Source organism: Streptomyces cadmiisoli, from assembly GCF_003261055.1.
Taxonomy (GTDB): Bacteria; Actinomycetota; Actinomycetes; order Streptomycetales; family Streptomycetaceae; genus Streptomyces; species Streptomyces cadmiisoli.
Genome location: NZ_CP030073.1, coordinates 5,938,062 through 5,963,036, shown reverse-complemented (window position 1 = coordinate 5,963,036; position 24,975 = coordinate 5,938,062). Strand labels below are relative to the sequence as shown.

Sequence of the window (24,975 nt, the reverse complement as noted above, 5' to 3'; positions counted from 1 at the left end):
TCTACTTGCGCGTCATGCGCCTGTAACCACTCGTCCGCCACCGGATCGAAAGTCAAAGCTTGGTAAGCGGTGACGGCCCGATGTTTTCACTTCTTGAACACAAGGCCACCCCGGCATCGGGTTTGCCGCTCAGATGAGCACATTCCAGCACGTCTGATTTCGATCGATGAACGATCGAGGGGTGGCACTGAGTGCCACCCCTCCGAGAATTGCAATCGCCCATGATCCGCTCATCTGAGCGCAACCCTTATCAAGGGTGGTGAGAATCACGCTGCCACAGGAGCCCGGATTTCACCATGCGGACGGTGCGCGAGAGACGGAAACACGCCCGTCACACACCCATCGCCCGCAGCCTCTCCTCCACCCGCTGCGGCGCGTACAGATGCTCCACCACCAGCGCACCTGCCCCCACCAGCCCCGCCCGCTCCCCCAGGCGCGAGGTCACCACCTCCAGCCGGGCCGTGGACCGGGGCAGCGCCCGCTCGTAGAGCAGCTCCCGCACACCGGTGACGAAGGACGTGCCGGCCAGATCGCCGGCGATCATCAGCACCCCGGGGTTCAGCAGGGTCACCACCGTCGCCAGCACGTCCCCGACCCGGCGCCCGGCCTCCCGTGCCAGCCCGGTGGCCTCCGGATGCCCGGCCGCGAGCAGGTCGCGCACATCCGAGCCGGAGGCCGCCGGCACCCCGGACTCCGCCAGCCGCCGCGCCACGGCACCGCCGCTGGCGACGGCGGCCAGACAGCCGTAGGAACCGCAGCGGCACAGCGCGTCCACGCCCTCCGGCACCCTGATGTGGCCGATGTCGCCGGCCCCGCCGTCGACGCCCCGGTAGACCGTGCCGTCCACCACGACCCCGGCGCCGATGCCCGTCGACACCTTGACCAGCACGAACGCCGAGCAGTCCGGATGGCCGGTGCGCTGCTCGCCGTAGGCCATCAGGTTCGCGTCGTTGTCGACCAGCACCGGTACGCCGGGAGCGCCCGTGTGCTCGGTCAGGGACCGGGCCAGCCGGCCGCGTATGTCGTAGCCGTCCCAGCCGGGCATGATCGGCGGCTGGACCACCCGGCCGGTCTCGCTGTCCACCGGTCCCGGGACGGCCACTCCGATGCCGCAGACCTCCTCCGCGCCGTGCCCCGCCTTCCGGAGCAGGTCGGCGAACCAGCGCCCCAGCTCGCCCAGCACCGCCTCCGGACCGTCCTCGATGACCAGCGTGCCGCCGTGCTCGGCCAGGATCTCACCGGTCAGCGACAGGACGGCGGCACGCGCGTGCCGGGTGTCCAGGTCGGCGGCGAGGACGACGGCGTGCGCGTCGTCGAACTCCAGGGTGATGGACGGGCGGCCCCCCAGCGGGGAACCCACCGGACCGCCGGCGCCCTCGCGCAGCCAGCCCGCGCGGAAGAGGCGGTCCAGGCGCTGGCCGACGGTGGCCCGGGACAGGCCCGTTGCCTGCTGGAGGGCACCGCGGGTGGTGGCCCGCCCGCTGCGCACCAGTTCCAGCAGGTCGCCGGCGCTCGCCTGAGCCGTTCCCCTGCCCGTGCCCGCCGTTCTTCCGGGCCGTCCGGTCATGCGCACCCCCTTGTGTTTCTCAACCCTGCATTACATATTGGGTTTTGCGTGTTAAATAGACGTAACCCTACGGTAGCCACTGCCGAACTGGTCGGCCGGACGTCTTCGGGGAGCCCCGAGTGGAACACCGCTCATCGCAACTCACCGCCCGTCGCGCGGAGCCCGCCGACCGTACGGAACCGGCACGCACCCGACGCGCCGTCCTCCTTCCCGGCCGTGCCCCGGTCCAGGACTCCCGCGCCGTCGCATACGATCCCGGCGCCGGCGCGGACTCCGTGCGCCTGAGGGCCGCGCGCGTCCTGGAGGACAACTGGACCGGAACCTCGACGGTGCCCTCACGTGGTCTGTACCCGCACCAGTGGTCCTGGGACTCGGCGTTCATCGCGATCGGGCTGCGGCATCTGTCGCCGTTACGGGCCCAGACGGAGCTGGAGACGCTGCTCGGCGCCCAGTGGGGCGACGGGCGGATCCCGCACATCGTCTTCAACCCCTCCGTGCCGCTCGACGCGTACTTCCCGAGCCCCGACTTCTGGCGCTCCTCGACCGCGGGGCGTGCTGCGGGCGCCCCGCGCACCGTACAGACCTCCGGCACCGTGCAGCCACCGGTGCACGCGCTGGCCGCCTGGCTGGTGCACCGCGCCGACCCGGGTCTGTCGCGGGCGCGCGGCTTCCTCGCCGGGGTGTACCCGCGGCTCGCGGCCTGGCACCGCTATCTGCTGCACCGGCGTGATCTGGGCGGGGCCGGGCTCGCGTCCGTGGTGCACCCCTGGGAACAGGGTATGGACAACAGCCCCTGCTGGGACGCCCCGCTGGCCCGGGTCGCCCCGGCCCCGGCCCGCTCGTTCCGGCGCGCCGACCTCGACCACGGCGCGCCCGAGGACCGGCCGACGGACCTGGACTACGGGCGGTACGTGCGGCTGGCGACGGACTACCGGGACGGCGGGTACCGGGACGGCGGGTACCGGGACGGGCCGGGCGCGGGCGGCGCCTTCGCCGTGGAGGACCCGGCGTTCAACGCGCTGCTGATCGCCTCGGAGCACGCGCTGGCCGACATCGCGGGCGAGCTGGGCGCCACGGGGACGGCCCGCCGGGCCCGCGCGGAGCGCCTGACGGGCGTCCTGATCGAGCGGCTGTGGGATCCGGCGCGGGGCATGTTCTTCTGCCGGGACCTGCGCGGCGGCGGCCTCGTCCCGGAACGCGGTGTCTCCGGCCTCGTCCCGCTGCTGCTGCCCACGCTGCCCGGCGAGGTCGCCGGCGCGCTGGTGCGCACCCTGAGCGGCCCCCACTTCGGCGACGGCACCCGCCTCGTGCCCAGCTACGACCTCCGCGGCGAGGCGTTCGACCCGCACCGCTACTGGCGCGGCCCGGCCTGGTTCAACACGGGCTGGCTGCTGGAGCGAGGGCTGCGGGTGCACGGCGAGCGGGAGCGGGCCGGCGCGCTGCGCGAGGCGATGCTCGACACGGCCGACGCCTCCGGGTTCGCGGAGTACGTGGACCCGTACACCGGCGAGGCCTGCGGGGCGGCCGGCTTCAGCTGGACCGCCGCGCTGACGCTCGACCTGCTGGAGGGCAGGGATTCCCACGACACCGGGGCCGACCGGAGCGCCGGGAGCAACAGAAGTGCCAGGAGCGCCGAGGCGGCCGGAGCCGACGGAGCCGAAGGAGGGGACCGGGGATGACGAACCGGCATCATCTGCTGGTGCACGGCGGGACGTTCGCCGCCGTGGGTGACAGCGGGGACATCAGCGGCGTGCGGGGCGGCAGCTCCCCGGACGGGCTGTTCGTACGGGACGGCCGGCACCTCAGCCGCTGGCAGCTGACGGTCGACGGCGCCGTGCCCGAAGCGCTGAGCCCGGTGGCCGGCGGGGACACCGCGCGCTGTGTGCTGGTCCCGCGCGGCGGCCGTCAGGAGCCGCCGGCGTACGCGATCTTCCGTGAACAGGCGGTCGGGGACGGCTCGTTCGTCGAGTCGCTGCGGATCACCAGCAACCGCCCGGTGCCGACCGCGGTCCGGCTCGCCGTCACCGCCGACGCGGACTTCACCGACCAGTTCGAGCTGCGCTCCGACCACCGCACCTACGCCAAGTCCGGCGCGGTGCGCTCCCGCCAGGTCCTGGACGACGGCGTCGAGTTCACCTACCGGCGCGGCGAGTGGCAGTCCCGTACGACGGTGACGGCCGAGCCCGCGCCGGACGCGGTGGAGGAGACCGGCACCGGGGCGCGCCGCCTCGTGTGGGCGCTCGACCTGGAGCCGCACGGCACGGCGGAGCTGACGCTGCGGGTCGTGGCCCGCCCGCACGGCGAGAGGCGGGCCCTGCGGGTGCCGCGCTCACCGGCCGCCCTGAACGGGCAACTGCTCGCGATGGAGGGCCGGTTCGTGGAGGGGGTCGCCTTCCCGACCGGCTGGCCGGAGCTGGCCGCGGCCTGCGCCCGGGGACTCGCCGACCTGGCGGCGCTCCAGGTGCCGGCCGCCGGCCCGGACGGCGAGGAGCTGCGGGTGCCGGCCGCCGGGGCGCCGTGGTTCCTGACCCTGCTGGCCCGCGACGCCCTGCTCACCTCCCTGTTCGCCCTTCCGTACCGGCCTCAGCTGGCCGCCGCGACGCTGCCCGCGCTCGCCGCGACGCAGGCCACCGCGACGCGCGCGGAGTCGGTCGCCCAGCCCGGCAAGATCGTGCACGAGGTACGCAGCGGCGAGCTGGCCCACTTCGGGCAGGTGCCGTACGGGCGGTACTACGGCTCGGTGGACGCGACCCCCCTGTTCCTCGTCCTGCTCGGGGCGTACGTCGAGCAGACCGGGGACACCGGGCCGGCCCGCCGGCTGGAACCGCACGCCCGCGCGGCGGTCGGCTGGATGCTGGACCACGGCGGACTGACCTCGCGCGGCTACCTCGTCTACCGCGCCGATCAGGGCGGCCTCGCCAACCAGAACTGGAAGGACTCCCCCGGCGCGATCTGCGGCGCGGACGGCACCCGGCCCACGGGTCCGGTGATGGCCGCGGGCGCGCAGGGCTACGCCTACGACGCGCTGCGCCGCACCGCCCATCTGTCCCGCACGGTGTGGGGGGACGAGAAGTACGCCGCGCTGCTGGAGCAGGCGGCCGCCGATCTGCGGGACCGCTTCCAGCGGGACTTCTGGATGCCTCGGCACTCCTTCCCGGCGCTCGCGCTCGACGGCGAGGGCCGGCAGGTGGACGCGCTGGCCTCGGACGCCGGGCATCTGCTCTGGTCCGGGCTGCTGGACAAGGAGTACGGCGAGCTGGTCGGCAGGCGCCTGCTGGACCCGGACTTCTTCTCCGGCTGGGGTGTGCGCACCCTGGCGTCCGGGCAGCCGGCGTACCACCCGCTGTCGTACCACCGCGGTTCGGTCTGGCCGCACGACAACGCGCTGATCACCCTCGGTCTGGCCCGCTACGGTCTGCACGACGAGGCCCGCACGGTGGCGCACGCCCTGGTCGACGCGGCGACGGCGGCCGGGCACCGGCTGCCGGAGGTGCTGGCCGGGTACGGCCGGGACACCCATGCCGAGCCGGTGCCCTATCCGCACGCCTGCGTCCGGGAGTCCCGCTCGGCGGCGGCTCCCCTGGCGCTGCTGACGGCGGTCGGGGGCGCCTGACCGACCCGCCCGGCCGCTTTCCACGGCTTTTACGCATCTTTTCCACGGCTTTCCGCGGGACGGGCTGAACGCGGTCGGCCGCCGGGCCGTACGAGAGGACGGCGGGCCCGAACCCCCACGCCGGGTCCGCCGCTTCACACTGCTTTCGTACGGAGGGACCCCCGGGTGGCTGTCTTCACGCGTCAACCGCCGACCACGAACGACGACGCCCCGGACACCGAGGAAGCCGCCCCTGCCGGGGGCCGTCTCGCCCGCTGGCGCGCGGCCCACCCGTCAGCCGCCCGCGGCCTGCGCTGGACCGCGACCGCGCTCTCGGTGGCCCTGCTCGTGTTCGCGCTGCTGATGCCGACCCGCGTCGGGGCCTTCACGTGGACCAAGTTCGCGCGGATCCCGGTGGAGGCGATCATCGGGGCCGCCGTCCTGCTCGTGCTGCCCCGCCGCCCGCGGCTGGCGGTGGCCGTCGTCGTGGGGGTCGCGCTCGGCGCGCTGACCGTGCTCAACCTGCTCGACATCGGGTTCAACGAGTACCTGGGCCGTGGCTTCAACCTGGTCCTCGACTGGGGGCTGCTCGACGACGCCCAGTCGTACATGGAGGACACCATGGGCGGGGCGGGCGCTACGGGGCTGGCGATCGCCGCCATCGCCCTCGCGGTCCTGCTGTTCACGGTCATGGTGCTGGCGACGGTCCGGCTGAGCAATCTGCTGGCCCGGCACCGCACGGTCGCCGTCCGCGCCACGCTCGCCGCCGCCGTGGTGTGGACCCTGACCTTCGCGCTGGGTGTGCAGTTCGCCGGTCTGCCGATCGCCGCCGACCATGCGGCGGCGCTCGTGGAGATCCAGGCACGGCGGGTGCAGACGACGCTGCGGGACGAGGCGGCGTTCGCCGAGGAGGCGAAGGTGGACGTCTTCGGCGACACACCCGCCGACCGGCTGGTGCCGGACCTGCGCGGCAAGGACGTCCTGTTCACCTTCATCGAGAGCTACGGCCGCAGCGCCGTCGAGGACCCGCGGATCGCCCCCGGCGTCACCCGGACCCTCGACTCCGGCACCGAGGCCCTGGCCGAGGCCGGATTCGGCGCCAGGAGCGGCTGGCTGACCTCGGCGACGTACGGCGGCAGCAGCTGGCTCGGGCACTCCACGTTCCTGTCCGGCCTGTGGATCAGCAGCCAGCAGCGCTACCGCACCGTCACCTCCGGCGACCACCTGACCCTGACCAAGGCGTTCCAGAAGACCGGCGACTGGCGGACGGTCGGTGTCGTGCCGGGGGTGCAGAAGGCCTGGCCGGAGGCCGAGTTCTACGGCCTCGACAACGTCTACGACGCCTTCCACCTGGGCTACGAGGGCCCGAAGTTCAGCTGGTCGACGATGCCGGACCAGTACGCGCTGGAGGCCTTCCAGCGCCTGGAGCACGGCAAGAAGCGCGACCGGCCGCTGATGGCGGAGATCATCCTGACCTCCAGCCACCAGCCCTGGTCGCCGATCCCGAAGATGGTCGGCTGGGACGAACTGGGCGACGGCTCGGTCTTCGAGGCCGTCGAGAAGGCGGGCACCGACCCCTCCAGGGTGGTCGCCGACTCGGACCTGTCGAAGCAGGAGTACGGCAGGTCGGTCCAGTACTCGCTCACCAGCGTCACCGAATGGCTCCAGCGGTACGGCACCGACGACACCGTCATGGTCCTCCTCGGCGACCACCAGCCCATCGCCCGGGTCAGCGGGGAGCGCGCCAGCCGGGACGTGCCCGTCACGATCCTCGCCAAGGACCCGAAGGTCCTGGACAAGATCTCCGACTGGGGCTGGACGGACGGCCTGCGGCCCGCCGGGGACGCGCCGGTGTGGCGGATGAGCGCCTTCCGGGACCGCTTCCTGACCGCGTACGGCTCGACGCCGGGACAGCCGAAGGGCTGATCAGCCGCCGGAGGTGTCCAGCTCGGCGTCCTCGCCGATCCCCGCGCAGTCGTACGGGTCCTTCAGCCAGCCGTCCGGTAGCACCACCCGGTTGTTGCCGGAGGTGCGCCCGCGGGGGCCGTCGGCGGCGCCGATCGGCCAGGGCTGGTCGAGGTCCAGCTCGTCCAGCCCGGAGCGCAGCTCCTCCAGCGAGGACGTGACGGCGAGGCGCTTGCGCATCTCCGAGCCGACGGAGAAGCCCTTGAGGTACCAGGCGACGTGCTTGCGGAAGTCGATGACACCGCGGGACTCGTCGCCGATCCACTCGCCGAGCAGCGCGGCGTGCCGGACCATGCTGTCCGCGACCTCACGCAGCGCGGGCCGCGCGACGTCCTGCTCGCGTCCTTCGAAGGCGGCCACCAGATCGGCGAACAGCCAGGGCCGCCCGAGGCAGCCGCGCCCGACCACGACTCCGTCGCACCCGGTCTCGCGGACCATGCGGACCGCGTCGTCGGCGGACCAGATGTCGCCGTTGCCGAGCACGGGGATCTCCGGCACGTGCTCCTTCAGCCGGGCGATGGCGTCCCAGTCGGCGGTGCCGCCGTAGTGCTGGGCGGCGGTGCGGCCGTGCAGGGCGATGGCGGTGACGCCCTCCTCGACGGCGATGCGGCCGGCGTCCAGGTAGGTGATGTGGTCGTCGTCGATGCCCTTGCGCATCTTCATCGTCACGGGCAGGTCGCCCGCCCCGCTGACCGCCTCCCGCAGGATCGCCCGCAGCAGATGCCGCTTGTACGGCAGCGCGGAGCCGCCGCCCTTGCGGGTCACCTTGGGCACCGGGCAGCCGAAGTTCAGGTCGATGTGGTCGGCGAGGTCCTCCTCCGCGATCATGCGGACGGCCTTGCCGACGGTGGCCGGGTCGACGCCGTACAGCTGAATGGAGCGGGGCTTCTCGCTCTCGTCGAACCTGATCAGCTGCATGGTCTTCTCGTTGCGCTCCACCAGCGCCCTGGTGGTGATCATCTCGCTCACGAACAGGCCCTTGCCGCCGCTGAACTCCCGGCACAGGGTGCGGAAGGGCGCGTTGGTGATCCCGGCCATGGGGGCGAGGACCACGGGCGGCTGGACGGTGTGCGGACCGATCGTCAGGGGCGTGGACATTCCTCCATTGTGCCGTGCGATCAGTCCGCCGCATTTCATTAGTTAGTCGCACTATTGAAATCGGCGTACCATGGTCCCCATGACCGAGCTCAGCCCACGCCGTCGTCTGCTGGTCCTCGCGATCTGCTGTATGAGCCTGCTGATCGTGAGTCTCGACAACACCATCCTGAACGTAGCGCTGCCCTCGATCCAGAAGGATCTGCACGCCGACACGTCGGGGCTCCAGTGGACGATCGACGCGTACACGCTGGTCCTGGCGTCCCTGCTGATGCTCGCGGGCTCCACGGCCGACCGGATCGGCCGCAAACGGGTCTTCATGGCCGGCCTGGTCGTCTTCACGATCGGCTCGGCGCTCTGCTCCGTGGCACCCAACCTGGAGGCCCTGGTCGCCTTCCGCATGGTCCAGGCGGTGGGCGGCTCGATGCTCAACCCGGTCGCCATGTCGATCATCACCAACACCTTCACCGACCCGCGTGAGCGCGCCCGTGCGATCGGCGCGTGGGGCGCCGTCGTCGGCATCTCCATGGCCGCGGGACCGCTGATCGGCGGTCTGCTGGTGGAGGCGGTGAACTGGCGCGCGATCTTCTGGGTCAACCTCCCGGTGGGTCTCGCGGCGCTGCTGCTCACCCTCCGCCATGTCCCCGAGTCCCGCGCGCCCAAGGCCCGCCGCCCCGACCCGGTCGGCCAGATCCTGGTGATCGCCCTGTTCGGCTCGCTGACGTACGCGATCATCGAGGCGCCGAACGCGGGCCTCGCCGTGGTGGTGCCGTTCGCCGTGATCGCCGTCGGCGCGCTGCTCGGCCTCCTCTGGTACGAGCCGCGCCGGGCGGAGCCGCTGATCGATCTGCGCTTCTTCCGGTCGGCGCCGTTCAGCGGGGCCACCGTGATCGCCGTCTGCGCGTTCGCGGCGATGGGCGGCTTCCTGTTCCTGTCGACGCTCTACCTCCAGAACGTCCGCGGCCTGGACGCCCTGCACGCGGGCCTGTGGATGCTGCCGATGGCCGTGCCGACGTTTCTGTGCGCGCCGCTGGCCGGGCGCCTGCTGGCCTCCGTGGGGCCGCGGCTGCCGCTGCTGATCGCGGGGTGCGCGATGACCGCGAGCGCGCTGATGTTCGCCGTCTTCGAGGCGGAGACGTCGGACATGACGCGTTTCCTCGGCTACGCGCTGTTCGGTGTCGGGTTCGGGTTCGTGAACGCGCCGATCACCAACACGGCCGTGTCCGGGATGCCCCGTACGCAGGCCGGGGTGGCGGCGGCGGTGGCCTCCACGAGCCGTCAGCTGGGACAGACGCTGGGTGTCGCGATGGTGGGGGCCGTGCTGGTGTCGGGGATCGGCGCGGCCCCGTACCAGGAGGCGTTCGTCGCGGCGGCCCGGCCGGGCTGGTGGATCCTCACCGTGTTCGGTGTGGTGGTACTGCTGGTCGGCGTCCTGACCAGCGGACGGTGGGCCCGCGCCACGGCCGAGCGGACCGCCGAGCGGCTGAAGTCGGCGGAGGTGCGGGAGGCGGCCGGGATCTCGGCCTGACACCGCGCTCGGCCACAGCTTGGACAACTCGCGGTGAAGGGCCCCCTGTTGATGTTGATCCTGCTGCACACTCCTAGTGCCGCGGCCGGCACCATTCGCTCCGTCGCGGCACCAGCTGCCCGAAGAGACAGCCGGACGGGGACGCAGGAGGCGCCGTGCCGCGGATCGACACGAGCAAGGTCAGCCGATGGGACCAGCACGGACGGGAGCACGTCGTGCACGTCCGGCGCACCGGTGTGCAGCGCACGATCAGATGCGACACCTGCGGATGGCGGCGGGGGGCGCAGTTCCTGCCCTGGCTGAAGGCGCAGGAGCACCTGGCCGAGGCGCATCAGGCGACGGTGGACCCGGCGGGCTCCTGACCCCGCCGGGAACACCCCGTCAGGCCCGCAGTCCGCGCACCACCAGGTCCACCAGCGCCGCGAACTCCTCCTCGATCCCCGGCCGGGTCCACTCCGGCGCGTAGCCGGGGTCGTGGAAGTGCCCCGTGGCCTGGAAGACCGCGCGGGCCCCGGCCGCCGGGTCGGGGCTCGCGAAGACACCCGCGGCGACCCCGTCCCGGATGATCCGGGTGAGCTGGGCCGTCAGATCGGCTATGTGCTCCCCGACCACCTCGCCGGCCTCGGCCGTCAGCACCATGTACGTGGCGAACAGCTCGGGATCGTCGCCCGACTTGCGGCGCTTGGCGTCGAACAGCGACGCCAGCCAGTCGCGCAGCCGCGCCTGAGGGTCCCGCTCCGCGGCCGCGATCCCGGCCAGCGCCTCGGAGGTGCGGTCCAGCCAGCGCTTGGTGACCGCTCCCCGCAGCTCCGCCTTGGTGCGGAAGTGCCGGTAGACGCTGCCGTGGCTGACACCGAGCGCCCGCGCCACGTCCACCACGGTGGCCTTGGCCGGTCCGTGGCGGCGCAGCACCTCCTCGGTCACTTCGAGGATGCGCTCGGCGGTCAGGATCTCGCTGGTCGGGGACATGAGGTGACGGTACCTCGTGGCCGGATCAGCGTTCGCTGTCGAGGTGGGCCATCTGCTGGGCGGGGTAGCGCTCGCCGGCCGCCGCGTCCGCCGGTACGGCCTCCTCGATCGCCCGCAGGTCGGCGGCGTCCAGCGTGACGTCCAGCGCGCCCAGCGCCTCCGCCAGCCGGTCCCGGCGCCGGGCGCCGATCAGCGGCACGATGTCCGCGCCGTGCGACGCGCGCTGGGCGAGCACCCAGGCGATGGCGATCTGGGCGACGGTCACGCCCTTCTGCTCGGCGATCTTGCGCAGCGCCTCCACGAGGTCCAGGTTGTGCCGCAGGTTCTCGCCCTGGAAGCGAGGCGACATGGCCCGGAAGTCGTTCGCCGCGAGCTGCCGGTCGGCGGTGAAGTGGCCGGAGATCAGACCGCGGGACAGCACGCCGTAGGCCGTGACGCCGATGCCCAGTTCCCGGACGGCCGGCAGGATCTCGGCCTCGATGCCGCGGGAGATCAGCGAGTACTCGATCTGGAGGTCGGCGATCGGGGCGGTGGCGGCGGCCCGGCGAACGGTGTCCGCGCCGGCCTCGCTCAGACCGATGTGCCGTACGTGGCCCTTCTCGACGAGTTCGGCGATGGCCCCGACGGTCTCCTCGATCGGTACGGCCGGGTCGACCCGGGCGATCCGGTAGACGTCGATGTGGTCGACGCCCAGGCGCTGGAGGGAGTAGGCGGCGAAGTTGCGCACGGCGGCCGGACGGCCGTCGAATCCCGACCAGCCGCCGTCCGGGTCGCGCAGCGCGCCGAACTTCACGCTGGTCAGCGCCCGTTCGCGGGACGCGGCGGGGGCGGTGCGCAGGGCTTCTCCGATCAGCATCTCGTTGTGCCCCATGCCGTAGAAGTCGCCGGTGTCGAGCAGTGTCACACCGGCCTCCAGGGCGGCGTGCACGGTGGCGACGGACTCGGCCCGGTCCGCCTCGCCGTACAGCGCGGACATGCCCATGCAGCCGAGGCCGAGGGCGGAGACCTGAAGACCGGTCGTTCCGAGGGGGTGGGTTCGCATGAAAGCTCCTTGAGCGCGTTCGGGATGCCTCCAGCCTCACATATCAACTGACAGATTTCAATATCTGTCATCTGTAACTCGTCATCGAGCATCACACGCCGCACGCGAGGCCAGGGGGCGAATGGTCCAGACCTATTGACGAGAGGTCTGGACCGCGCCACTGTCATGCCTACGACACCTCACCGCACCCCCCACCGGGAGGCCTCGCATGATCCGCCGCAGACTGCGCCTGCTCGCCGCCGCCCTGGCCGCCGCGACCCTCGTCCCGCTCTCGGGCGCCCTCGCCCCCACCGCCTCCGCCGCCGACACCTGCGCCCTGAAGTCCCGGCCCGCCGGCAAGGTCCTCCAGGGCTACTGGGAGAACTGGGACGGCGCGGCCAACGGCGTGCACCCGCCCTTCGGCTGGACCCCGATCACCGACTCCCGGATCGCCGCCCACGGCTACAACGTGATCAACGCGGCGTTCCCGGTGATCCGCTCCGACGGCACCGTGCTGTGGGAGGACGGCATGGACACCGGCGTGAAGGTGGCGACACCGGCGCAGATGTGCGCGGCCAAGGCCGCCGGGCAGACGATCCTGCTCTCCATCGGCGGGGCCACGGCGGGCATCGACCTCAACTCCACGGCCGTCGCGGACCGCTTCGTCGAGACCATCGTCCCGATCCTGCGGACGTACAACTTCGACGGCATCGACATCGACATCGAAACGGGCCTGGTCGGCAGCGGCGACATCGGCCGGCTCTCCACGTCGCAGGCCAACCTGGTCCGCATCATCGACGGGGTCCTGGCCCGGATGCCCGCCGGCTTCGGCCTGACCATGGCTCCGGAGACCGCCTACGTCACGGGCGGCAGCGTGGCCTACGGGTCGATCTGGGGCGCGTATCTGCCGATCGTCAAGAAGTACGCGGACAACGGCCGTCTGTGGTGGCTCAACATGCAGTACTACAACGGCAGCATGTACGGCTGCTCCGGCGACTCCTACGCCGCCGGCACCGTCCAGGGCTTCGTCGCCCAGACCGACTGCCTCGACCGCGGTCTGGTGGTGCAGGGAACAACCGTCCGGGTGCCGTACGACAAGCAGGTGCCGGGCCTGCCCGCGCAGCCCGGCGCGGGCGGCGGGCACATGGCGCCGGGCCTGGTCGCACAGGCCTGGCGGCACTACGGCTCGGCGCTCAAGGGCCTGATGACCTGGTCGATCAACTGGGACGGCTCGAAGAACTGGACCTTCGGCGACAACGTCAGGTCACTGCAAGGGCGTTGAGGCCGGCCCCGGCCCCGGACAGACGAAATCCCGGCCCCGTCAGGCCTGTCGGGCTGACGGGACCGGGATGCCGGACGCGCGGGCGGTGTCGCCTAGGCGCCGATCAGGCGGCCGGCGAGGTAGCCCTCGATCTGGTCGAGCGACACGCGCTCCTGCTTCATCGTGTCGCGCTCACGCACGGTCACCGCGTTGTCGTCGAGGGTGTCGAAGTCGACCGTCACGCAGTACGGCGTGCCGATCTCGTCCTGACGGCGGTAGCGGCGGCCGATGGCGCCCGCGTCGTCGAAGTCGATGTTCCAGTTCTGGCGCAGCGCCTGGGCGAGGCCCTTGGCCTTCGGGGACAGCTCCGGGTTCCGGGACAGCGGCAGCACCGCGACCTTCACCGGGGCGAGCCGGTGGTCGAGGCGCAGCACGGTGCGCTTCTCCATCTTGCCCTTGGCGTTCGGGGCCTCGTCCTCGATGTAGGCGTCGAGCAGGAAGGCCAGCATCGCGCGACCGACACCGGCCGCGGGCTCGATGACGTACGGCGTCCAGCGCTCGCCGGCCTCCTGGTCGAAGTACGACAGATCCTGGCCGGAGGCCTTGGAGTGGGCACCGAGGTCGTAGTCGGTGCGGTTGGCGACACCCTCCAGCTCGCCCCACTCGTTGCCGCCGAACTGGAAGCGGTACTCGATGTCAGCGGTGCGCTTGGAGTAGTGGGAGAGCTTCTCCTTGGGGTGCTCGTACCACCGCATGTTCTCCTCGCGCAGGCCCAGGCCGGTGTACCAGTTCCAGCGCTGCTCCATCCAGTACTCCTGCCACTTCTCGTCCTCGCCCGGCTTGACGAAGAACTCCATCTCCATCTGCTCGAACTCGCGGGTGCGGAAGATGAAGTTGCCGGGCGTGATCTCGTTGCGGAAGGACTTGCCCATCTGGGCGATGCCGAACGGCGGCTTGCGGCGCGAGGTGGTCTGCACCTGGGAGAAGTTGGTGAAGATGCCCTGCGCGGTCTCGGGGCGCAGGTAGGCGACGGAGCCGGAGTCCTGCGTGGGGCCGAGGTGCGTGGACAGCAGGCCCGAGAACTGCTTGGGCTCGGTGAACTGGCCCTTGTTCCCGCAGTTCGGGCAGTTCACGTCCGCCAGGCCGTTCTCCGGCAGGCGGCCGTGCTTGGCCTCGTAGGCCTCCTCCAGGTGGTCCGCGCGGAACCGCTTGTGGCAGGAGGTGCACTCGGTGAGCGGGTCGGTGAAGGTGGCGACGTGACCGGAGGCGACCCAGACCTCGGGGGCCAGGATCACGGACGAGTCGATACCGACGACGTCCTCGCGCGAGGTCACCATGTAGCGCCACCACTGGCGCTTGAGGTTCTCCTTGAGCTCGACACCCAGCGGCCCGTAGTCCCAGGCGGCACGCTGGCCGCCGTAGATCTCACTGCACGGGAAAACGAAGCCACGGCGCTTGCTCAGGCTGACGATGGTGTCGATCTTGTCGGCGGCCACGGTGCTCTCTTCATTACGACGACGGGCGACGAAGCGAGATGCTTCCAGCGAATGCTTCAGGTTACCGGCGGGGACTCCCCCTGAACCAAATCGGCCCGTTGTTGACAACGGTTTCCAGTTTAGTTGAAAATGACTCTCATGAACGTACGACGACGCCTCATACCCACCGCAGCGGTGACCGCCCTCGGTCTCGCTGCCCTGACCGCCTGTTCCGCCGACGCCGCGAACACCGGCGACATCGGCAACACGGACAGGTTCGACGTCGTCACCTCGTTCTACCCGATGCAGTTCCTCGCCGAGCAGATCGGCGGGGGCCATGTGAACGTCACCACCCTCACCCAGCCCGGCCAGGAACCGCACGACCTGGAGATCAGCGCCCGCCAGACCGCGCAGCTCCAGGAGGCGGACGCGATCGTCTACCTGAAGAACCTCCAGCCCACCGTCGACGAGGCCGTCGCCCAGTCCGAGGTGGCCACCAAGGTCGACGCGGCCGGCCTCACCTCGCTGCGGGAGCACGGCACCGAGGCCGGCGGCCACGCGGACGAGCACGCCGAGGAGCACTCCGAGGACGACGGGCACGGCCACGAGGAGGGCGGCCTCGACCCGCACGTCTGGCTGGACCCGGTGAAGTACGCGGAGATCGCCGAGGGGGTCGGCAAGGCCTTCGAGAAGGCCGACCCCGACCACGCCGCCGACTACCGGAAGAACACCGCGGCCCTGGTGAAGAAGCTCGGCGCCCTCGACACCGAGTTCACCGACGGGCTGCGCAACACCGACTCGAAGGTCTTCATCACCACGCACTCCGCCTTCGGCTACCTCGCCGAGCGCTACGGCCTCACCGAGGAGGCCATCAGCGGTCTGGACCCGCAGTCCGAGCCCAGCGCCGCCCGGGTCAAGGAGCTCGACGGCATCGCCGAGGCCGACAAAGTGACCACCGTCTTCTACGAGACACTGGTCAGCGACAAGACCGCGAAGACCATCGCCCGGGACGCGAACCTGCGGACGGACGTCCTCGACCCGATCGAGGGCATCACCGACAAGTCCCGCGGCGACGACTACATCCAGGTCATGCAAGCCAACCTCAAGGCCCTGCAGACCGCCCTGGGTGCGAAGTGACCGTTACGGAGGACGCCATGGGCGCCACGGGAGAACCCGTCATATCGATGCGCGGCATCCGCGCCGAGCTGGGCTCGCGGCCCGTGCTGCGCGGCATCGACCTGACCGTGCGCCGCGGCGAGGTCGTCGCGCTGCTCGGCGCGAACGGCTCCGGCAAGTCGACGGCCGTGCGCAGCGTCATCGGCCAGGTGCAGGTCAGCGCGGGAGATGTCGAGGTCTTCGGCACCCCGCTGCGCCGGTTCACCGACTGGTCGCGGGTGGGCTACGTCCCGCAGCGCACCACGGCGGCGAGCGGTGTGCCCGCCACGGTGACCGAGGTCGTCTCCTCCGGCCGGCTGTCCCGGGCCCGCTTCGGCCTGCTGCGCAGGGCGGACCACGCGGCGGTGCGCCGCGCCCTGGAACTGGTCGGGATGGCGGACCGGGCGAAGGACTCCGTGAGTGCCCTGTCCGGCGGCCAGCACCAGCGGGTACTGATCGCCCGCGCCCTGGCCTCCGAACCCGAACTGCTGATCATGGACGAGCCGATGGCGGGCGTCGACCTGGCGAGCCAGGAGGTGCTGGCGCACACCCTGCGCGAGCAGGTGGCGGCCGGCGCGACGGTGCTGCTCGTCCTGCACGAACTGGGCCCGCTGGAGCCCTTGATCGACCGCGCGGTGGTACTGCGCGACGGCTGCGTCCTGCACGACGGACCGCCCCCCGAGGCGGTCGGCCAGCACGCGCTGCCCGGTCACGACCACGTCCACCCGCACGCACCGGCGGGCGCCGAACCGATCCGCACGGGACTGCTCAGCTGATGGAACTCCTGAACTACGCCTTCATGCAGCGGGCCCTGCTCGCCGCCGTCCTCGTCGGCATCACCGCCCCCGCCATCGGCATCTACCTGGTGCAGCGCCGCCAGGCCCTGATGGGCGACGGCATCGGCCATGTCGCGATGACCGGCGTCGGCCTGGGCTTCCTGCTGTCCTGGTCGCCGATCTGGATGGCGACGCTGGTCGCCGTCGTCGGCGCCGTCCTCATGGAGCTGATCCGCTGGTACGGCAGGACCCGCGGCGACATCGCCCTCGCGATGCTCTTCTACGGCGGCATGGCCGGCGGCGTCATGTTCATCAACCTCGCGCCGACGGGCTCCAACGCGAACCTCACCTCGTACCTCTTCGGATCGCTCTCGACGGTGAGCGATTCCGACGTCACGGCGATCTGTGTGCTGGCCGCGTTCGTCGTCCTGGTCACCGTCGGTCTGCGCCGGCAGCTGTTCGCGGTCAGCCAGGACGAGGAGTTCGCCCGGGTGACGGGCCTGCCGGTGCGGGCGCTGAACCTGCTCACCGCGGTCACCGCGGCGGTCACGGTCACCGTGGCGATGCGCGTGGTCGGTCTGCTGCTGGTCTCGGCGCTGATGGTGGTCCCGGTGGCCGCCGCGCAGCAGCTCAGCCGCAGTTTCGCGGCCACCTTCGCGATCGCCGTCGCCATCGGCGTCGGCGTGGCCCTCGGCGGCACGATCACGTCGTACTACCAGGACGTGCCGCCCGGCGCGACCATCGTGCTGCTGACGATCGGCGCGTTCGTCGTCCTGACCGCGCTGGCCGCTCCACTGGCCCGGCGCCGGGCGCGGGCACACGCCGCCGCGCATCCTCCCGGGGACCCGGCGGAGTGCGCAATTCCGGCCACGCGTGGGGCCACCGACGAAGTCGGCGTCTGACCGCGCGCACCCCGGGCTGGCACAATGGCCCGGCAGACGCAACGCAAGGAGGCAACCGGTGACGACCGCTGGACCGCCCGTCAAGGGTCGCGCCACCCGGCAGCGCGCCGCGGTGGCGGCATGCCTGGGAGAGGTCGACGAGTTCCGCAGTGCGCAGGACCTGCACGACATGCTGAAGCACAAGGGCGACTCGGTCGGGCTCACCACCGTCTACCGCACCCTCCAGTCCCTCGCCGAGGCCGGCGAGGTGGACGTCCTGCGCACCTCCGACGGTGAGTCGGTCTACCGCCGCTGCTCCACCGGCGAGCACCACCACCACCTCGTCTGCCGCACCTGCGGCAAGGCGGTCGAGGTCGAGGGCCCGGCCGTCGAGAGCTGGGCGGAGGCCATCGCCGCCGAGCACGGCTACGTCAACGTGGCCCACACCGTGGAGATCTTCGGCACCTGCGCGGACTGCGCGAACTGCACGGCCGACGACGACTGAGCCGGTGAGCGGCGGGAAACGCCGCTCACCGCGCGGGCGTCAGTCCTGCCTGCCCTCCATCGCCAGCAGTTCCTCGTTCGGGATGGCGCCGCCGAAACGCCGGTCGCGGGAGGCGTACTCCACGCAGGCCCGCCACAGGTCGCGGCGGTCGAAGTCCGGCCACAGGACGTCCTGGAAGACCATCTCCGCGTAGGCGCTCTGCCAGAGCAGGTAGTTGGAGGTGCGCTGCTCGCCGCTGGGGCGCAGGAACAGGTCGACGTCCGGCATGTCCGGGTAGTAGAGGTACTTCGCGAAGGTCTTCTCGGTCACCTTCGACGGGTCGAGGCGGCCGGCCCGCACATCCTCCGCCAGCGCCTTGGCCGCGTCGGCGATCTCGGCGCGACCGCCGTAGTTCATGCAGAAGTACAGGGTCAGGCGGTCGTTGCCCTTGGTCTGCTCCTGGGCGATCTGGAGTTCGGTGGCCACCGACTTCCACAGCTTCGGCATCCTGCCCACCCAGCGCACCCGGACACCGAGTCCGTCGAGCTGGTCGCGGGTCTTGCGGATGAAGTCGCGGTTGAAGTTCATCAGGAAGCGCACCTCGTCCGGCGACCGCTTCCAGTTCTCGGTGGAGAAGGCGTACAGCGAGATCGCCCCCACGCCCATCTCGATCGCGCCCTGGAGCACGTCCAGCACGCACTCGGCGCCCACCTTGTGGCCCTCGGTGCGCGGCAGTCCGCGCTCCTTGGCCCAGCGTCCGTTGCCGTCCATGACGATCGCCACATGGCCGGGGATCAGTTCGCCCGGCAGCTTCGGTGCGCGGGCGCCGGACGGGTGCGGCTCCGGCGTCTTGTACTCGCGGCGCTGGCGCCCCAGGAACCCGCGTACGGCCATGTGGTCTCGTCTCCTCTTGCCCGACGTGCGTGCTGTCGCTTACTTCTCTACGTACCGCAGGGACCGCAGCCCCCGCTCCAGATGCCAGTGCAGGTAGGCGGAGACCAGTCCGCTGCCCTCCCGCACATGCCGCGGCTCGCAGGCGTCCGCGGTCTCCCAGTCTCCCGTAAGCAGTGCGCCGAGCAGTTCCAGGGTCTGCGGTGAGGGCACGACGCTGCCGGGGACCCGGCAGTCCACGCAGACGCAGCCGCCGGACGCCACCGAGAAGAACCGGTTCGGTCCGGGCAGACCGCAGCGCGCGCAGTCGCCGAAGCTCGGCGCGTACCCGTTCACGGCGAGGGAGCGCAGCAGGAAGGCGTCCAGGACGAGGTGCGGGGCGTGCTCGCCGCGGGCGAGGGTGCGCAGGGCGCCGACGAGCAGCAGGTACTGCTGCACGGCCGGCTCGCCCTCGTGGTCCGTGAACCGCTCCGCGGTCTCCAGCATGGCCGTCCCGGCCGTGTACCGGGCGTAGTCGGTCACGATCCCGCCGCCGTACGGAGCGATGGTCTCGCTCTGCGTGCACAGCGGGAGCCCCCGGCCGATCAGCTCACCGCCGCGGGCGAAGAACTGCACGTCGACGTGCGAGAAGGGTTCGAGGCGCGCCCCGAACTTGGACTTCGTACGGCGCACGCCCCGGGCCACGGCCCGTACCCGGCCGTGACCGCGTGTGAGCAGCGTGATGATCCGGTCCGCCTCACCCAGCTTCTGGGTGCGCAGCACGATGCCGTCGTCGCGGAACAGACTCATGCGCTCATTGTCTCCTACGCGGGTCGGGCCCTACGCGGGCCGCCCCTGACTCAAGGGACCTCACCGCGGCCGCGTGCGACGGCATGGGCGGTGGCCGCGGAGAGCCGCTCGGCGTCGGTGGCGCGCCGTACGGCGGCCGGCTCGACGTCCCACTCGCGCCCGCCGCCGTACGGCCGCAACTGCACGTACGGCCCCTCGTGGCCCATGACGACTCCGAGCCGCCCGGTGCGGGTGTCCACGACGTACGAACCGACCGCGGGACTCACCGGGTCACCGCCGCGGGCCGGCGGGCGGGACCCGCGAGGCCGAGTGGCGGGACCGGCAGGGCCGTTGCCGTCTTTTCGATTACCGCCCGGAATTCGTTCAAGATGTTCCTCCGCCTCTTTCGGCGTACAGCGCCCCGTACCGTGCCTCCACGTGGTTCCCCGGCACCGCCGAGTTCACGCTTTGCGACCATTCGATGACCGGGTCCCCCTAGACTGGGCGGGATTCTGTGCGTCCCCGGCCCCGGCCAGGACCAGGGGCTTGGCCATGGCCAACGGTTCGCCGCGGGCGGCACGGGCGGTGCGGGAGTTCTTCGGCCGGAATCTTGGCGAAATCACGGCGAAAACATGACGGAATCGTGTCGGTCATTTCGCGCGGAGAATGCGAAAGCCACGGCCGTGACATCGCTCGGCGGATGTGAAGCGCGCGTAATCGGCATACGATCTGCTGAGGACCGCGTCCGTCACGGGCCCGGGTCGTGCGGACGGTCCCCGCGGGTGAGCCCGAGGGCGCGACCTGGGGCAGACCCCCGGGCGAGCAGGGCCGCTGCCCGGATGTGACAGAGCGTCAAGATCCGCGAGGCTCGAGGGCATGAAGCAGATCACTCGCAACACAGCGCTGGTCGCCACGGCCGCCGCGGTCCTGGCCGGACCGTCCTCGCCGCCGGCCGCCTCCGCCGCTCCGGCCGTCCGGCCCCTGGAATGGGGCAGGTGCGCCGGCCCGGATCTCGATCCCCGTCAGCGGTGCGCCACCGTCGAGGTCCCCATGGACTACGCCGACCCGGCCGGCCCGCGCATCGGCATCGTCGTCTCCCGCATCCCCAGCGAGAACCCCGCCGCCCGCCGCGGCGCCCTGCTCATGATCCCGGGCGGACCGGGCGGCACCAGTGTCGACGCCCCCTCCGAGAAGGGGCAGCGGCTGCCCCGGGCGGTGCGGGAGGCGTACGACCTGATCGGTTTCGCCCCGCGCGGGAACACACCGTCCACCGCCGTCGGCTGCGGGCTTCAGTACGCCGACCTCGCCACGTCCCGGCTGCGGCCCTGGCCGGCCCCGGACGGCTCGGTCGCGGACAACATGCTCAGCGCGCGACGCATGTCCGACGCCTGCGCGAGCAACGGCGGCGAGCTGATCCGGCACATCGGCACGGCCAACGTGGCCCGCGACATCGACCGCGTCCGTGCCGCGCTGGGCGAACCGAGACTGTCGGCGTGGGGTGTCTCGTACGGCACGTATGTCGGGGCGGTGTACGGCCAGTTGTATCCGCACCGCACCGACCGGATCGTGCTGGACAGCAACGGCGACCCCGATCCCGTCAGGGTCCAGCGCGCCTGGCTCGCCGGGTTCGAGCGGGGTGTCGAGGACGTCTTCCCCGAGTTCGCGGCCTGGGCGTCGGCGCCCGGCAATCCGGACCGGGTCGCCCGCACCGCGGCACAGGTGCGGTCACGGTTCCTGAGCCTGGCCGCCCGGCTGGACCGCGCACCGCTGCCCCGGCCCGGCGCCAACCCGCCCGTGCTGGACGGCAACGAGCTGCGCCAGGCCATGCTGAGCGCCCTGTACGACCCGGACGGCTTCGCCGACCTGGCGCGGCTGATGCGCGCCGCGGAGCGGGGCACCGCGCTGCCCGCGCCTCCGTCCCCGCCCGAGGAACTGCTGCAGAACGCCACCGCGGTCGGTGCCGGGACCATCTGCAACGACGCCGCCTGGCCGAGGTCCGCCGAGGTCTACCAGAGGGACGTCACCGACAGCCGCGCCGCGTACCCGCTGACCGCCGGCATGCCCCGGAACGCGATGCTGTGCGCAGCCTGGCCGTACCGGCCGCGGCAACAGGCGGTGCGGATCACCGGCGACGGACCCTCCAACGTCCTGCTCGTGCAGAACGAGCGCGACGTGGCCACCCCGCTCAGCGGCGCCCTGAGGATGCGTCAGGCGCTCGGCCGACGGGCGGTCATGGTGACGGTCGACGCCACCGGGCACGACGCCTACCTCGCCAACGGCAACGCGTGTGGCGACCGTACGGTCACCGACTTCCTGACGTCCGGCCGGCGCCCCGACATGGACGTCCGCTGCGCGTAGCCCGCCCGCCGCCGGGCGCGGCTGAGGCCGTCGGCGGGCGCGGCTGAGGCCGCCGCCGGGCGGGCTACGCGAGAGAACTCCGCGAGAGAACACGTGCCGCCTTCTTGCCCGGCGGGGCGGGGATACGGGAGTGTCATGTGCACGACTACCCTTCCCCCACGAGGAGGTCGCACATGAGTGCTCGTCCCTTGGCCATCGGCTTCGCCGCGTTACTGGCGGCGACCCTGCCCCTGGCCGGCGGTCAGGCCGTGGCCGCCGGCAATCCCGCCCCGGAACGCGCCTGGGCGGCACGTGTCGTCACCTACGACGCGAGCGGCGCGGCGGAGTTCAGGTCCGCGGTCGACCGCGGCGCGGCGATCTGGAACGAGAGCGTCGACGCCGTCGAACTCCGTCCCGTGGCGTCCGGGCAGCGCCCCGACGTCCGGATCGTGGCGGACAACGGCTGGCCCCGGGCGCTGGTGACGTCGCTGGGCAAAGGCACGGTCTACATGGGGCGCCAGGCCGTCGACCAGGGCTATGACACGGTACGCATCTCGTCCCACGAACTGGGCCACATCCTGGGGCTGCCGGACCGCAAGCCCGGCCCCTGCTCCAGCCTGATGTCGGGCTCCAGCGCGGGCACGTCGTGCACCAACCCGTATCCGAACTCCGCGGAGAAGGCCGAGGTCGAGGCGGACTTCGGCGGTACGGCCGCCGGGCGGACCGGCACGGCGGGACACGGTGTCCTGATCGTCGACTGACCCGCGGCACGCACCCGGGTGACCGTGGCCGTACGCCCCGAGGTCTCACGGGGCGTACGGCGTCCGGGCGGCGGCGCGCCGCCCATGCCGGCCGGCACCGGCTCAGACCGTGCCGAAGTCCCGTACGTAACGCCGCTGCCACCAGGTCTCCACCGCCCGCCGGTCGTAGTGCGCGCGGACGTACGCCACCGCCTGACCGGCCGGTACGCCGTCCAGGACGGCGAGGCAGGCGAGGGCGGTGCCGGTCCGGCCGCGCCCGCCGCCGCAGGCGATCTCGACCCGCTCGCGCGCCGCGCGCTCCCAGGCGTCCGCGAGCGCGGCGCGGGCGTCGGCGCGGTCCGCCGGGAGGCGGAAGTCGGGCCAGCGCACCCAGCGCGACTCCCAGGCGACGGCCGGAGGCCGCCGGCCGAGCAGGTAGAGGCCGTACGAGGCCGCGGGCGCGCCCGGTTCCAGGGGCCGGCGCAGCCCCCGCCCCCGCACCAGCCGTCCGGACGGCAGGCGCAGCACACCCGGCGTCCCCTCGTCCCAGCTCTCACCCATGCGCTCCTCCTGTGTCGGTCAGGGCATTTGAACCCGGCCCGCCGACCCGGGCAACCGAATCCGGTGGATCGGTGGTCTGGAGTGCGAGGGGGTGCTTGATGCAGGCCGAACAAGAGGCCCAGTTCCAGGAATTCGTCAGGGCACGGTGGTCGCACCTCGTGCGGACCGCGTATCTGCTGACCGGCGACGCCCACCACGCCGAGGACCTGACCCAGACGGCGCTGGCCAAGGCGTACCGCTCCTGGCGGCGCGTCGCGCGCAGCGACAGCCCGGAGGCCTACCTCCGCCGCATGCTCGTCACCTGCAACAGCGACCGCTTCCGCAAGCGGCGGGTCGCCGAGTCGCTGACGCCGACACCGCCGGAGCGGGCCGGGAGCGACGACGCGGTGTCGCGGGCGGACGAGCGGGGCGCCCTGCTCACCGCGCTGGCCGGACTGCCGCCCAAGCAGCGGGCGGTGGTGGTCATGCGCTACTGGGAGGACCTGTCCGAGGCGGAGGTGGCCGAGGTGCTCGGCTGCTCGCCGGGGACGGTCAAGAGCCAGGCGGCGAAGGGGCTGGCGAAGTTGCGTACGTATCCGGGGCTCGCGCAGGTGATGGACGCGCCTGCCCGCGGCCGCACGCCGAGCGGGCAGGGGGGAGTCCGATGACCGACGGGCAGGACACGCACGAGGCGCGTGGCGAGCGGGAGACCGAGGAGCGGCTGCGCGAGCTGCTCGCCGAGGACGCGTACGCCATCGAGCCGTCACCGGTCCCGTACCCGGCGATCCGGCGCCGCGGGATCGCCGGACTCCGGCGGCGCCGGGGCGCGGTGGCCGGGGCGGCGCTGGTGACGCTGGCGGCGGCGCCCGTGGGCGCGTACACGCTGGCCGGCGCGGACGGGAGAGCGCAGACGGCGGCCCCGGGCCACTCCGCCACGGCCACGCCGTCGCGGACCGCCTCGCCGACGCCCTCCGCCTCCCCGTCGGGTCCGGCGCGCCCGGCCTCAACGGGCCAGTTGCTCGACGGCATCACGTTCGAGGAGGCCGCCGACGGGCTGGAGAAGTGCCTCGCGTACGACCGGAGCGGATTCCGGCCGGGCGGCACCGGGCTGGGCCCGGCGGACGGCTACCGGATCATCCTGGCGCTGGACAAGACGGGGGACTCCAACTCGCCCGGCGACGGCATGTACGTCGTCGCGGTGAAGGAGCGACCCCAGCTCACCCGTCTGATCTGCACCCTCCGGAACGGCCGGGCGGAGGGCATCAACACCAGCGTCGGCGCGGACGGCGGGCCGGACGCCGGGCCGGTCGTGCCGGACAGCAACGGCGGCCGGCTCCACCGGCAGTCGGTGCTCGACGACGGCGCCTGGAAACTCCCCTTCCGCTGGGGGGCCATCGGGACCGTCGAACCCTCGGTGACCCGGGTGACCGTCTCCTACGGCGGCGAGACCGGCGAGGCCGACCTGGACCACGGCTGGTTCGTCGCCTCCGGTGTCCTGAACGTGCAGACGGGCGCCGCTCCGCGCGTCAAGGGATACGACGCCGACGGCAAACTGGTCTACGACTCCGACCACGACCAGGGCTACCAGAAGACCCTCTAGCGGGTACCTGTGCGGCGCCGCACAGGGGTCGGCGCCGCACGGGTACCGTCCTCCGTGCGGCACGGAAGTGAATCGCCGCCGCCCGCTGCGCGCCCTCCACGTCCCGGGCGCGCGGGGCGGCGATGATGTCGCGATGGCGGCGGACACGGAGCACGCGAGCGGACGTCCCGCGTCCGCTCTCCTGCGACGGCCCGCGTCAACTCCCGCCGCCGCGGGCCGTCGTCGGCGGACCACCGGCGGATACGCCATTCGTGTGCGATCCCTTGACCGCCCCCACGACCCCTCCTATGGTCGCGCTGACCCATCGGACGTAGGACGTCGTATCTCCTT

At 72.2% G+C, this 24,975-nt stretch carries 23 protein-coding genes and 1 pseudogene; 14 read left to right on the top strand and 10 right to left on the bottom strand.

The genetic code is table 11. From position 1 onward, the window contains the following. Positions 1-331 precede the first annotated feature (331 nt). Positions 332-1,567: an ROK family protein gene (locus tag DN051_RS26030; protein WP_199314676.1), complete on the bottom strand. Its 1,236-nt coding sequence runs from the start codon at positions 1,565-1,567 to the stop codon at positions 332-334. Positions 1,568-1,686: 119 nt separating this feature from the next. On the opposite strand from DN051_RS26030, the gene DN051_RS26025 reads away from it, so the two are divergent. The 3 genes from DN051_RS26025 to DN051_RS26015 all read left to right on the top strand — a co-directional run bounded on the left by DN051_RS26025 (position 1,687) and on the right by DN051_RS26015 (position 7,085). Further along, the gene (locus tag DN051_RS26025) at positions 1,687-3,246 is read left to right on the top strand and encodes an MGH1-like glycoside hydrolase domain-containing protein (RefSeq protein WP_246040661.1); all 1,560 of its coding nucleotides are present in this window, start codon (positions 1,687-1,689) and stop codon (positions 3,244-3,246) included. Next, positions 3,243-5,180 carry an amylo-alpha-1,6-glucosidase gene (locus DN051_RS26020; protein ID WP_112439606.1) on the top strand — a complete coding sequence of 646 codons (1,938 nt, stop codon included), beginning with the start codon at positions 3,243-3,245 and terminating at the stop codon, positions 5,178-5,180. The genes DN051_RS26025 and DN051_RS26020 overlap by 4 nt, the downstream gene beginning before the upstream one ends. A gap of 165 nt (positions 5,181-5,345) precedes the next feature. After that, the gene (locus DN051_RS26015) at positions 5,346-7,085 is read left to right on the top strand and encodes an LTA synthase family protein (protein ID WP_112439605.1); all 1,740 of its coding nucleotides are present in this window, start codon (positions 5,346-5,348) and stop codon (positions 7,083-7,085) included. Here the strand turns inward: DN051_RS26015 and dusB are convergent, their stop codons facing one another. Continuing rightward, complete coding sequence (gene dusB, locus DN051_RS26010) at positions 7,086-8,222, bottom strand: tRNA dihydrouridine synthase DusB (protein ID WP_053758248.1); 1,137 nt, start codon at positions 8,220-8,222, stop codon at positions 7,086-7,088. A 79-nt stretch (positions 8,223-8,301) separates the two neighbouring features. Between dusB and DN051_RS26005 the strand changes: the two genes are divergently transcribed. Both DN051_RS26005 and DN051_RS26000 read left to right on the top strand, forming a co-directional pair. After that, positions 8,302-9,747 carry an MFS transporter gene (locus DN051_RS26005; protein ID WP_053758308.1) on the top strand — a complete coding sequence of 482 codons (1,446 nt, stop codon included), beginning with the start codon at positions 8,302-8,304 and terminating at the stop codon, positions 9,745-9,747. Between the two features lie 155 nt (positions 9,748-9,902). Continuing rightward, the gene (locus tag DN051_RS26000; protein WP_112439604.1) at positions 9,903-10,109 is read left to right on the top strand and encodes a hypothetical protein; all 207 of its coding nucleotides are present in this window, start codon (positions 9,903-9,905) and stop codon (positions 10,107-10,109) included. A gap of 19 nt (positions 10,110-10,128) precedes the next feature. On the opposite strand, the gene DN051_RS25995 is transcribed toward DN051_RS26000, so the two are convergent. After that, positions 10,129-10,716 (bottom strand): TetR/AcrR family transcriptional regulator, encoded by a 588-nt coding sequence (locus tag DN051_RS25995; RefSeq protein WP_053758246.1) that lies wholly within the window; start codon positions 10,714-10,716, stop codon positions 10,129-10,131. A gap of 25 nt (positions 10,717-10,741) precedes the next feature. Then, positions 10,742-11,758: an aldo/keto reductase gene (locus DN051_RS25990; RefSeq protein WP_053758245.1), complete on the bottom strand. Its 1,017-nt coding sequence runs from the start codon at positions 11,756-11,758 to the stop codon at positions 10,742-10,744. Positions 11,759-11,966: 208 nt separating this feature from the next. Between DN051_RS25990 and DN051_RS25985 the strand changes: the two genes are divergently transcribed. Beyond that, positions 11,967-13,019, top strand: a complete 1,053-nt coding sequence (locus DN051_RS25985; RefSeq protein ID WP_053758244.1) for a chitinase — start codon at positions 11,967-11,969, stop codon at positions 13,017-13,019. A 92-nt stretch (positions 13,020-13,111) separates the two neighbouring features. Here DN051_RS25985 and DN051_RS25980 read toward each other — a convergent pair whose 3' ends face one another. Then, on the bottom strand, positions 13,112-14,494 hold the full coding sequence (locus DN051_RS25980) for a glycine--tRNA ligase (RefSeq protein WP_053758243.1): 1,383 nt from the start codon (positions 14,492-14,494) through the stop codon (positions 13,112-13,114). A 138-nt stretch (positions 14,495-14,632) separates the two neighbouring features. Here DN051_RS25980 and DN051_RS25975 point away from each other — a divergent pair, with 138 nt between their 5' ends. From DN051_RS25975 to DN051_RS25960, 4 genes are read left to right on the top strand one after another with little or no spacing between them, the layout of a single operon-like run. After that, the gene (locus DN051_RS25975) at positions 14,633-15,610 is read left to right on the top strand and encodes a zinc ABC transporter substrate-binding protein (protein ID WP_112439603.1); all 978 of its coding nucleotides are present in this window, start codon (positions 14,633-14,635) and stop codon (positions 15,608-15,610) included. A 17-nt stretch (positions 15,611-15,627) separates the two neighbouring features. Next, positions 15,628-16,404: a metal ABC transporter ATP-binding protein gene (locus DN051_RS25970; RefSeq protein WP_053758241.1), complete on the top strand. Its 777-nt coding sequence runs from the start codon at positions 15,628-15,630 to the stop codon at positions 16,402-16,404. Further along, positions 16,404-17,306, top strand: a complete 903-nt coding sequence (locus DN051_RS25965) for a metal ABC transporter permease (RefSeq protein WP_053758240.1) — start codon at positions 16,404-16,406, stop codon at positions 17,304-17,306. The genes DN051_RS25970 and DN051_RS25965 overlap by 1 nt, the downstream gene beginning before the upstream one ends. A 58-nt stretch (positions 17,307-17,364) precedes the next feature. Further along, positions 17,365-17,790, top strand: a complete 426-nt coding sequence (locus DN051_RS25960) for a Fur family transcriptional regulator (protein ID WP_053758239.1) — start codon at positions 17,365-17,367, stop codon at positions 17,788-17,790. 39 nt (positions 17,791-17,829) lie between these two features. Here DN051_RS25960 and DN051_RS25955 read toward each other — a convergent pair whose 3' ends face one another. From DN051_RS25955 to DN051_RS25945, 3 genes are read right to left on the bottom strand one after another with little or no spacing between them, the layout of a single operon-like run. Then, a complete protein-coding gene (locus DN051_RS25955; RefSeq protein ID WP_053758238.1) occupies positions 17,830-18,663 on the bottom strand; it encodes an isoprenyl transferase in 834 nt (277 codons plus the stop codon). Positions 18,664-18,702: 39 nt separating this feature from the next. Continuing rightward, entirely contained in the window at positions 18,703-19,449 is a 747-nt protein-coding gene (gene recO / locus DN051_RS25950) for a DNA repair protein RecO (protein ID WP_053758237.1), read from the bottom strand. Between the two features lie 50 nt (positions 19,450-19,499). Then, the gene (locus tag DN051_RS25945; RefSeq protein WP_053758236.1) at positions 19,500-19,715 is read right to left on the bottom strand and encodes a hypothetical protein; all 216 of its coding nucleotides are present in this window, start codon (positions 19,713-19,715) and stop codon (positions 19,500-19,502) included. Positions 19,716-20,304: 589 nt separating this feature from the next. Between DN051_RS25945 and DN051_RS25940 the strand changes: the two genes are divergently transcribed. Further along, positions 20,305-21,786 (top strand): alpha/beta hydrolase, encoded by a 1,482-nt coding sequence (locus DN051_RS25940; RefSeq protein ID WP_112439602.1) that lies wholly within the window; start codon positions 20,305-20,307, stop codon positions 21,784-21,786. A 173-nt stretch (positions 21,787-21,959) separates the two neighbouring features. Continuing rightward, positions 21,960-22,526 carry a snapalysin family zinc-dependent metalloprotease gene (locus tag DN051_RS25935; RefSeq protein ID WP_053758234.1) on the top strand — a complete coding sequence of 189 codons (567 nt, stop codon included), beginning with the start codon at positions 21,960-21,962 and terminating at the stop codon, positions 22,524-22,526. A gap of 102 nt (positions 22,527-22,628) precedes the next feature. Here DN051_RS25935 and DN051_RS25930 read toward each other — a convergent pair whose 3' ends face one another. Then, positions 22,629-23,066 (bottom strand): phosphatase domain-containing protein, encoded by a 438-nt coding sequence (locus DN051_RS25930; RefSeq protein ID WP_053758233.1) that lies wholly within the window; start codon positions 23,064-23,066, stop codon positions 22,629-22,631. A gap of 98 nt (positions 23,067-23,164) precedes the next feature. On the opposite strand from DN051_RS25930, the gene DN051_RS25925 reads away from it, so the two are divergent. After that, positions 23,165-23,713, top strand: a complete 549-nt coding sequence (locus DN051_RS25925; protein ID WP_053758232.1) for a SigE family RNA polymerase sigma factor — start codon at positions 23,165-23,167, stop codon at positions 23,711-23,713. Next, entirely contained in the window at positions 23,710-24,645 is a 936-nt protein-coding gene (locus DN051_RS25920; protein ID WP_053758231.1) for a hypothetical protein, read from the top strand. Before DN051_RS25925 ends, DN051_RS25920 begins: the two co-directional genes overlap by 4 nt. 61 nt (positions 24,646-24,706) lie before the next feature. Here the strand turns inward: DN051_RS25920 and DN051_RS46615 are convergent. Continuing rightward, positions 24,707-24,796 (bottom strand): annotated as a pseudogene (locus tag DN051_RS46615) (GntR family transcriptional regulator); the annotation flags it as partial. Positions 24,797-24,975: the final 179 nt, after the last annotated feature.

Excerpts from the sequence above, each read along its gene's own strand:
- DN051_RS26030 (WP_199314676.1), bottom strand. The coding sequence starts at position 1,567 with ATGACCGGACGGCCCGGAAGAACGGCGGGCACGGGCAGGGGAACGGCT.
- DN051_RS26020 (WP_112439606.1), top strand. The coding sequence starts at position 3,243 with ATGACGAACCGGCATCATCTGCTGGTGCACGGCGGGACGTTCGCCGCC.
- dusB (WP_053758248.1), bottom strand. The coding sequence starts at position 8,222 with ATGTCCACGCCCCTGACGATCGGTCCGCACACCGTCCAGCCGCCCGTG.
- DN051_RS26005 (WP_053758308.1), top strand. The coding sequence starts at position 8,302 with ATGACCGAGCTCAGCCCACGCCGTCGTCTGCTGGTCCTCGCGATCTGC.
- DN051_RS25995 (WP_053758246.1), bottom strand. The coding sequence starts at position 10,716 with ATGTCCCCGACCAGCGAGATCCTGACCGCCGAGCGCATCCTCGAAGTG.
- DN051_RS25990 (WP_053758245.1), bottom strand. The coding sequence starts at position 11,758 with ATGCGAACCCACCCCCTCGGAACGACCGGTCTTCAGGTCTCCGCCCTC.
- DN051_RS25985 (WP_053758244.1), top strand. The coding sequence starts at position 11,967 with ATGATCCGCCGCAGACTGCGCCTGCTCGCCGCCGCCCTGGCCGCCGCG.
- DN051_RS25975 (WP_112439603.1), top strand. The coding sequence starts at position 14,633 with ATGAACGTACGACGACGCCTCATACCCACCGCAGCGGTGACCGCCCTC.
- DN051_RS25970 (WP_053758241.1), top strand. The coding sequence starts at position 15,628 with ATGGGCGCCACGGGAGAACCCGTCATATCGATGCGCGGCATCCGCGCC.
- DN051_RS25965 (WP_053758240.1), top strand. The coding sequence starts at position 16,404 with ATGGAACTCCTGAACTACGCCTTCATGCAGCGGGCCCTGCTCGCCGCC.
- DN051_RS25955 (WP_053758238.1), bottom strand. The coding sequence starts at position 18,663 with ATGGCCGTACGCGGGTTCCTGGGGCGCCAGCGCCGCGAGTACAAGACG.
- recO (WP_053758237.1), bottom strand. The coding sequence starts at position 19,449 with ATGAGTCTGTTCCGCGACGACGGCATCGTGCTGCGCACCCAGAAGCTG.
- DN051_RS25940 (WP_112439602.1), top strand. The coding sequence starts at position 20,305 with ATGAAGCAGATCACTCGCAACACAGCGCTGGTCGCCACGGCCGCCGCG.
- DN051_RS25935 (WP_053758234.1), top strand. The coding sequence starts at position 21,960 with ATGAGTGCTCGTCCCTTGGCCATCGGCTTCGCCGCGTTACTGGCGGCG.
- DN051_RS25930 (WP_053758233.1), bottom strand. The coding sequence starts at position 23,066 with ATGGGTGAGAGCTGGGACGAGGGGACGCCGGGTGTGCTGCGCCTGCCG.
- DN051_RS25925 (WP_053758232.1), top strand. The coding sequence starts at position 23,165 with ATGCAGGCCGAACAAGAGGCCCAGTTCCAGGAATTCGTCAGGGCACGG.
- DN051_RS25920 (WP_053758231.1), top strand. The coding sequence starts at position 23,710 with ATGACCGACGGGCAGGACACGCACGAGGCGCGTGGCGAGCGGGAGACC.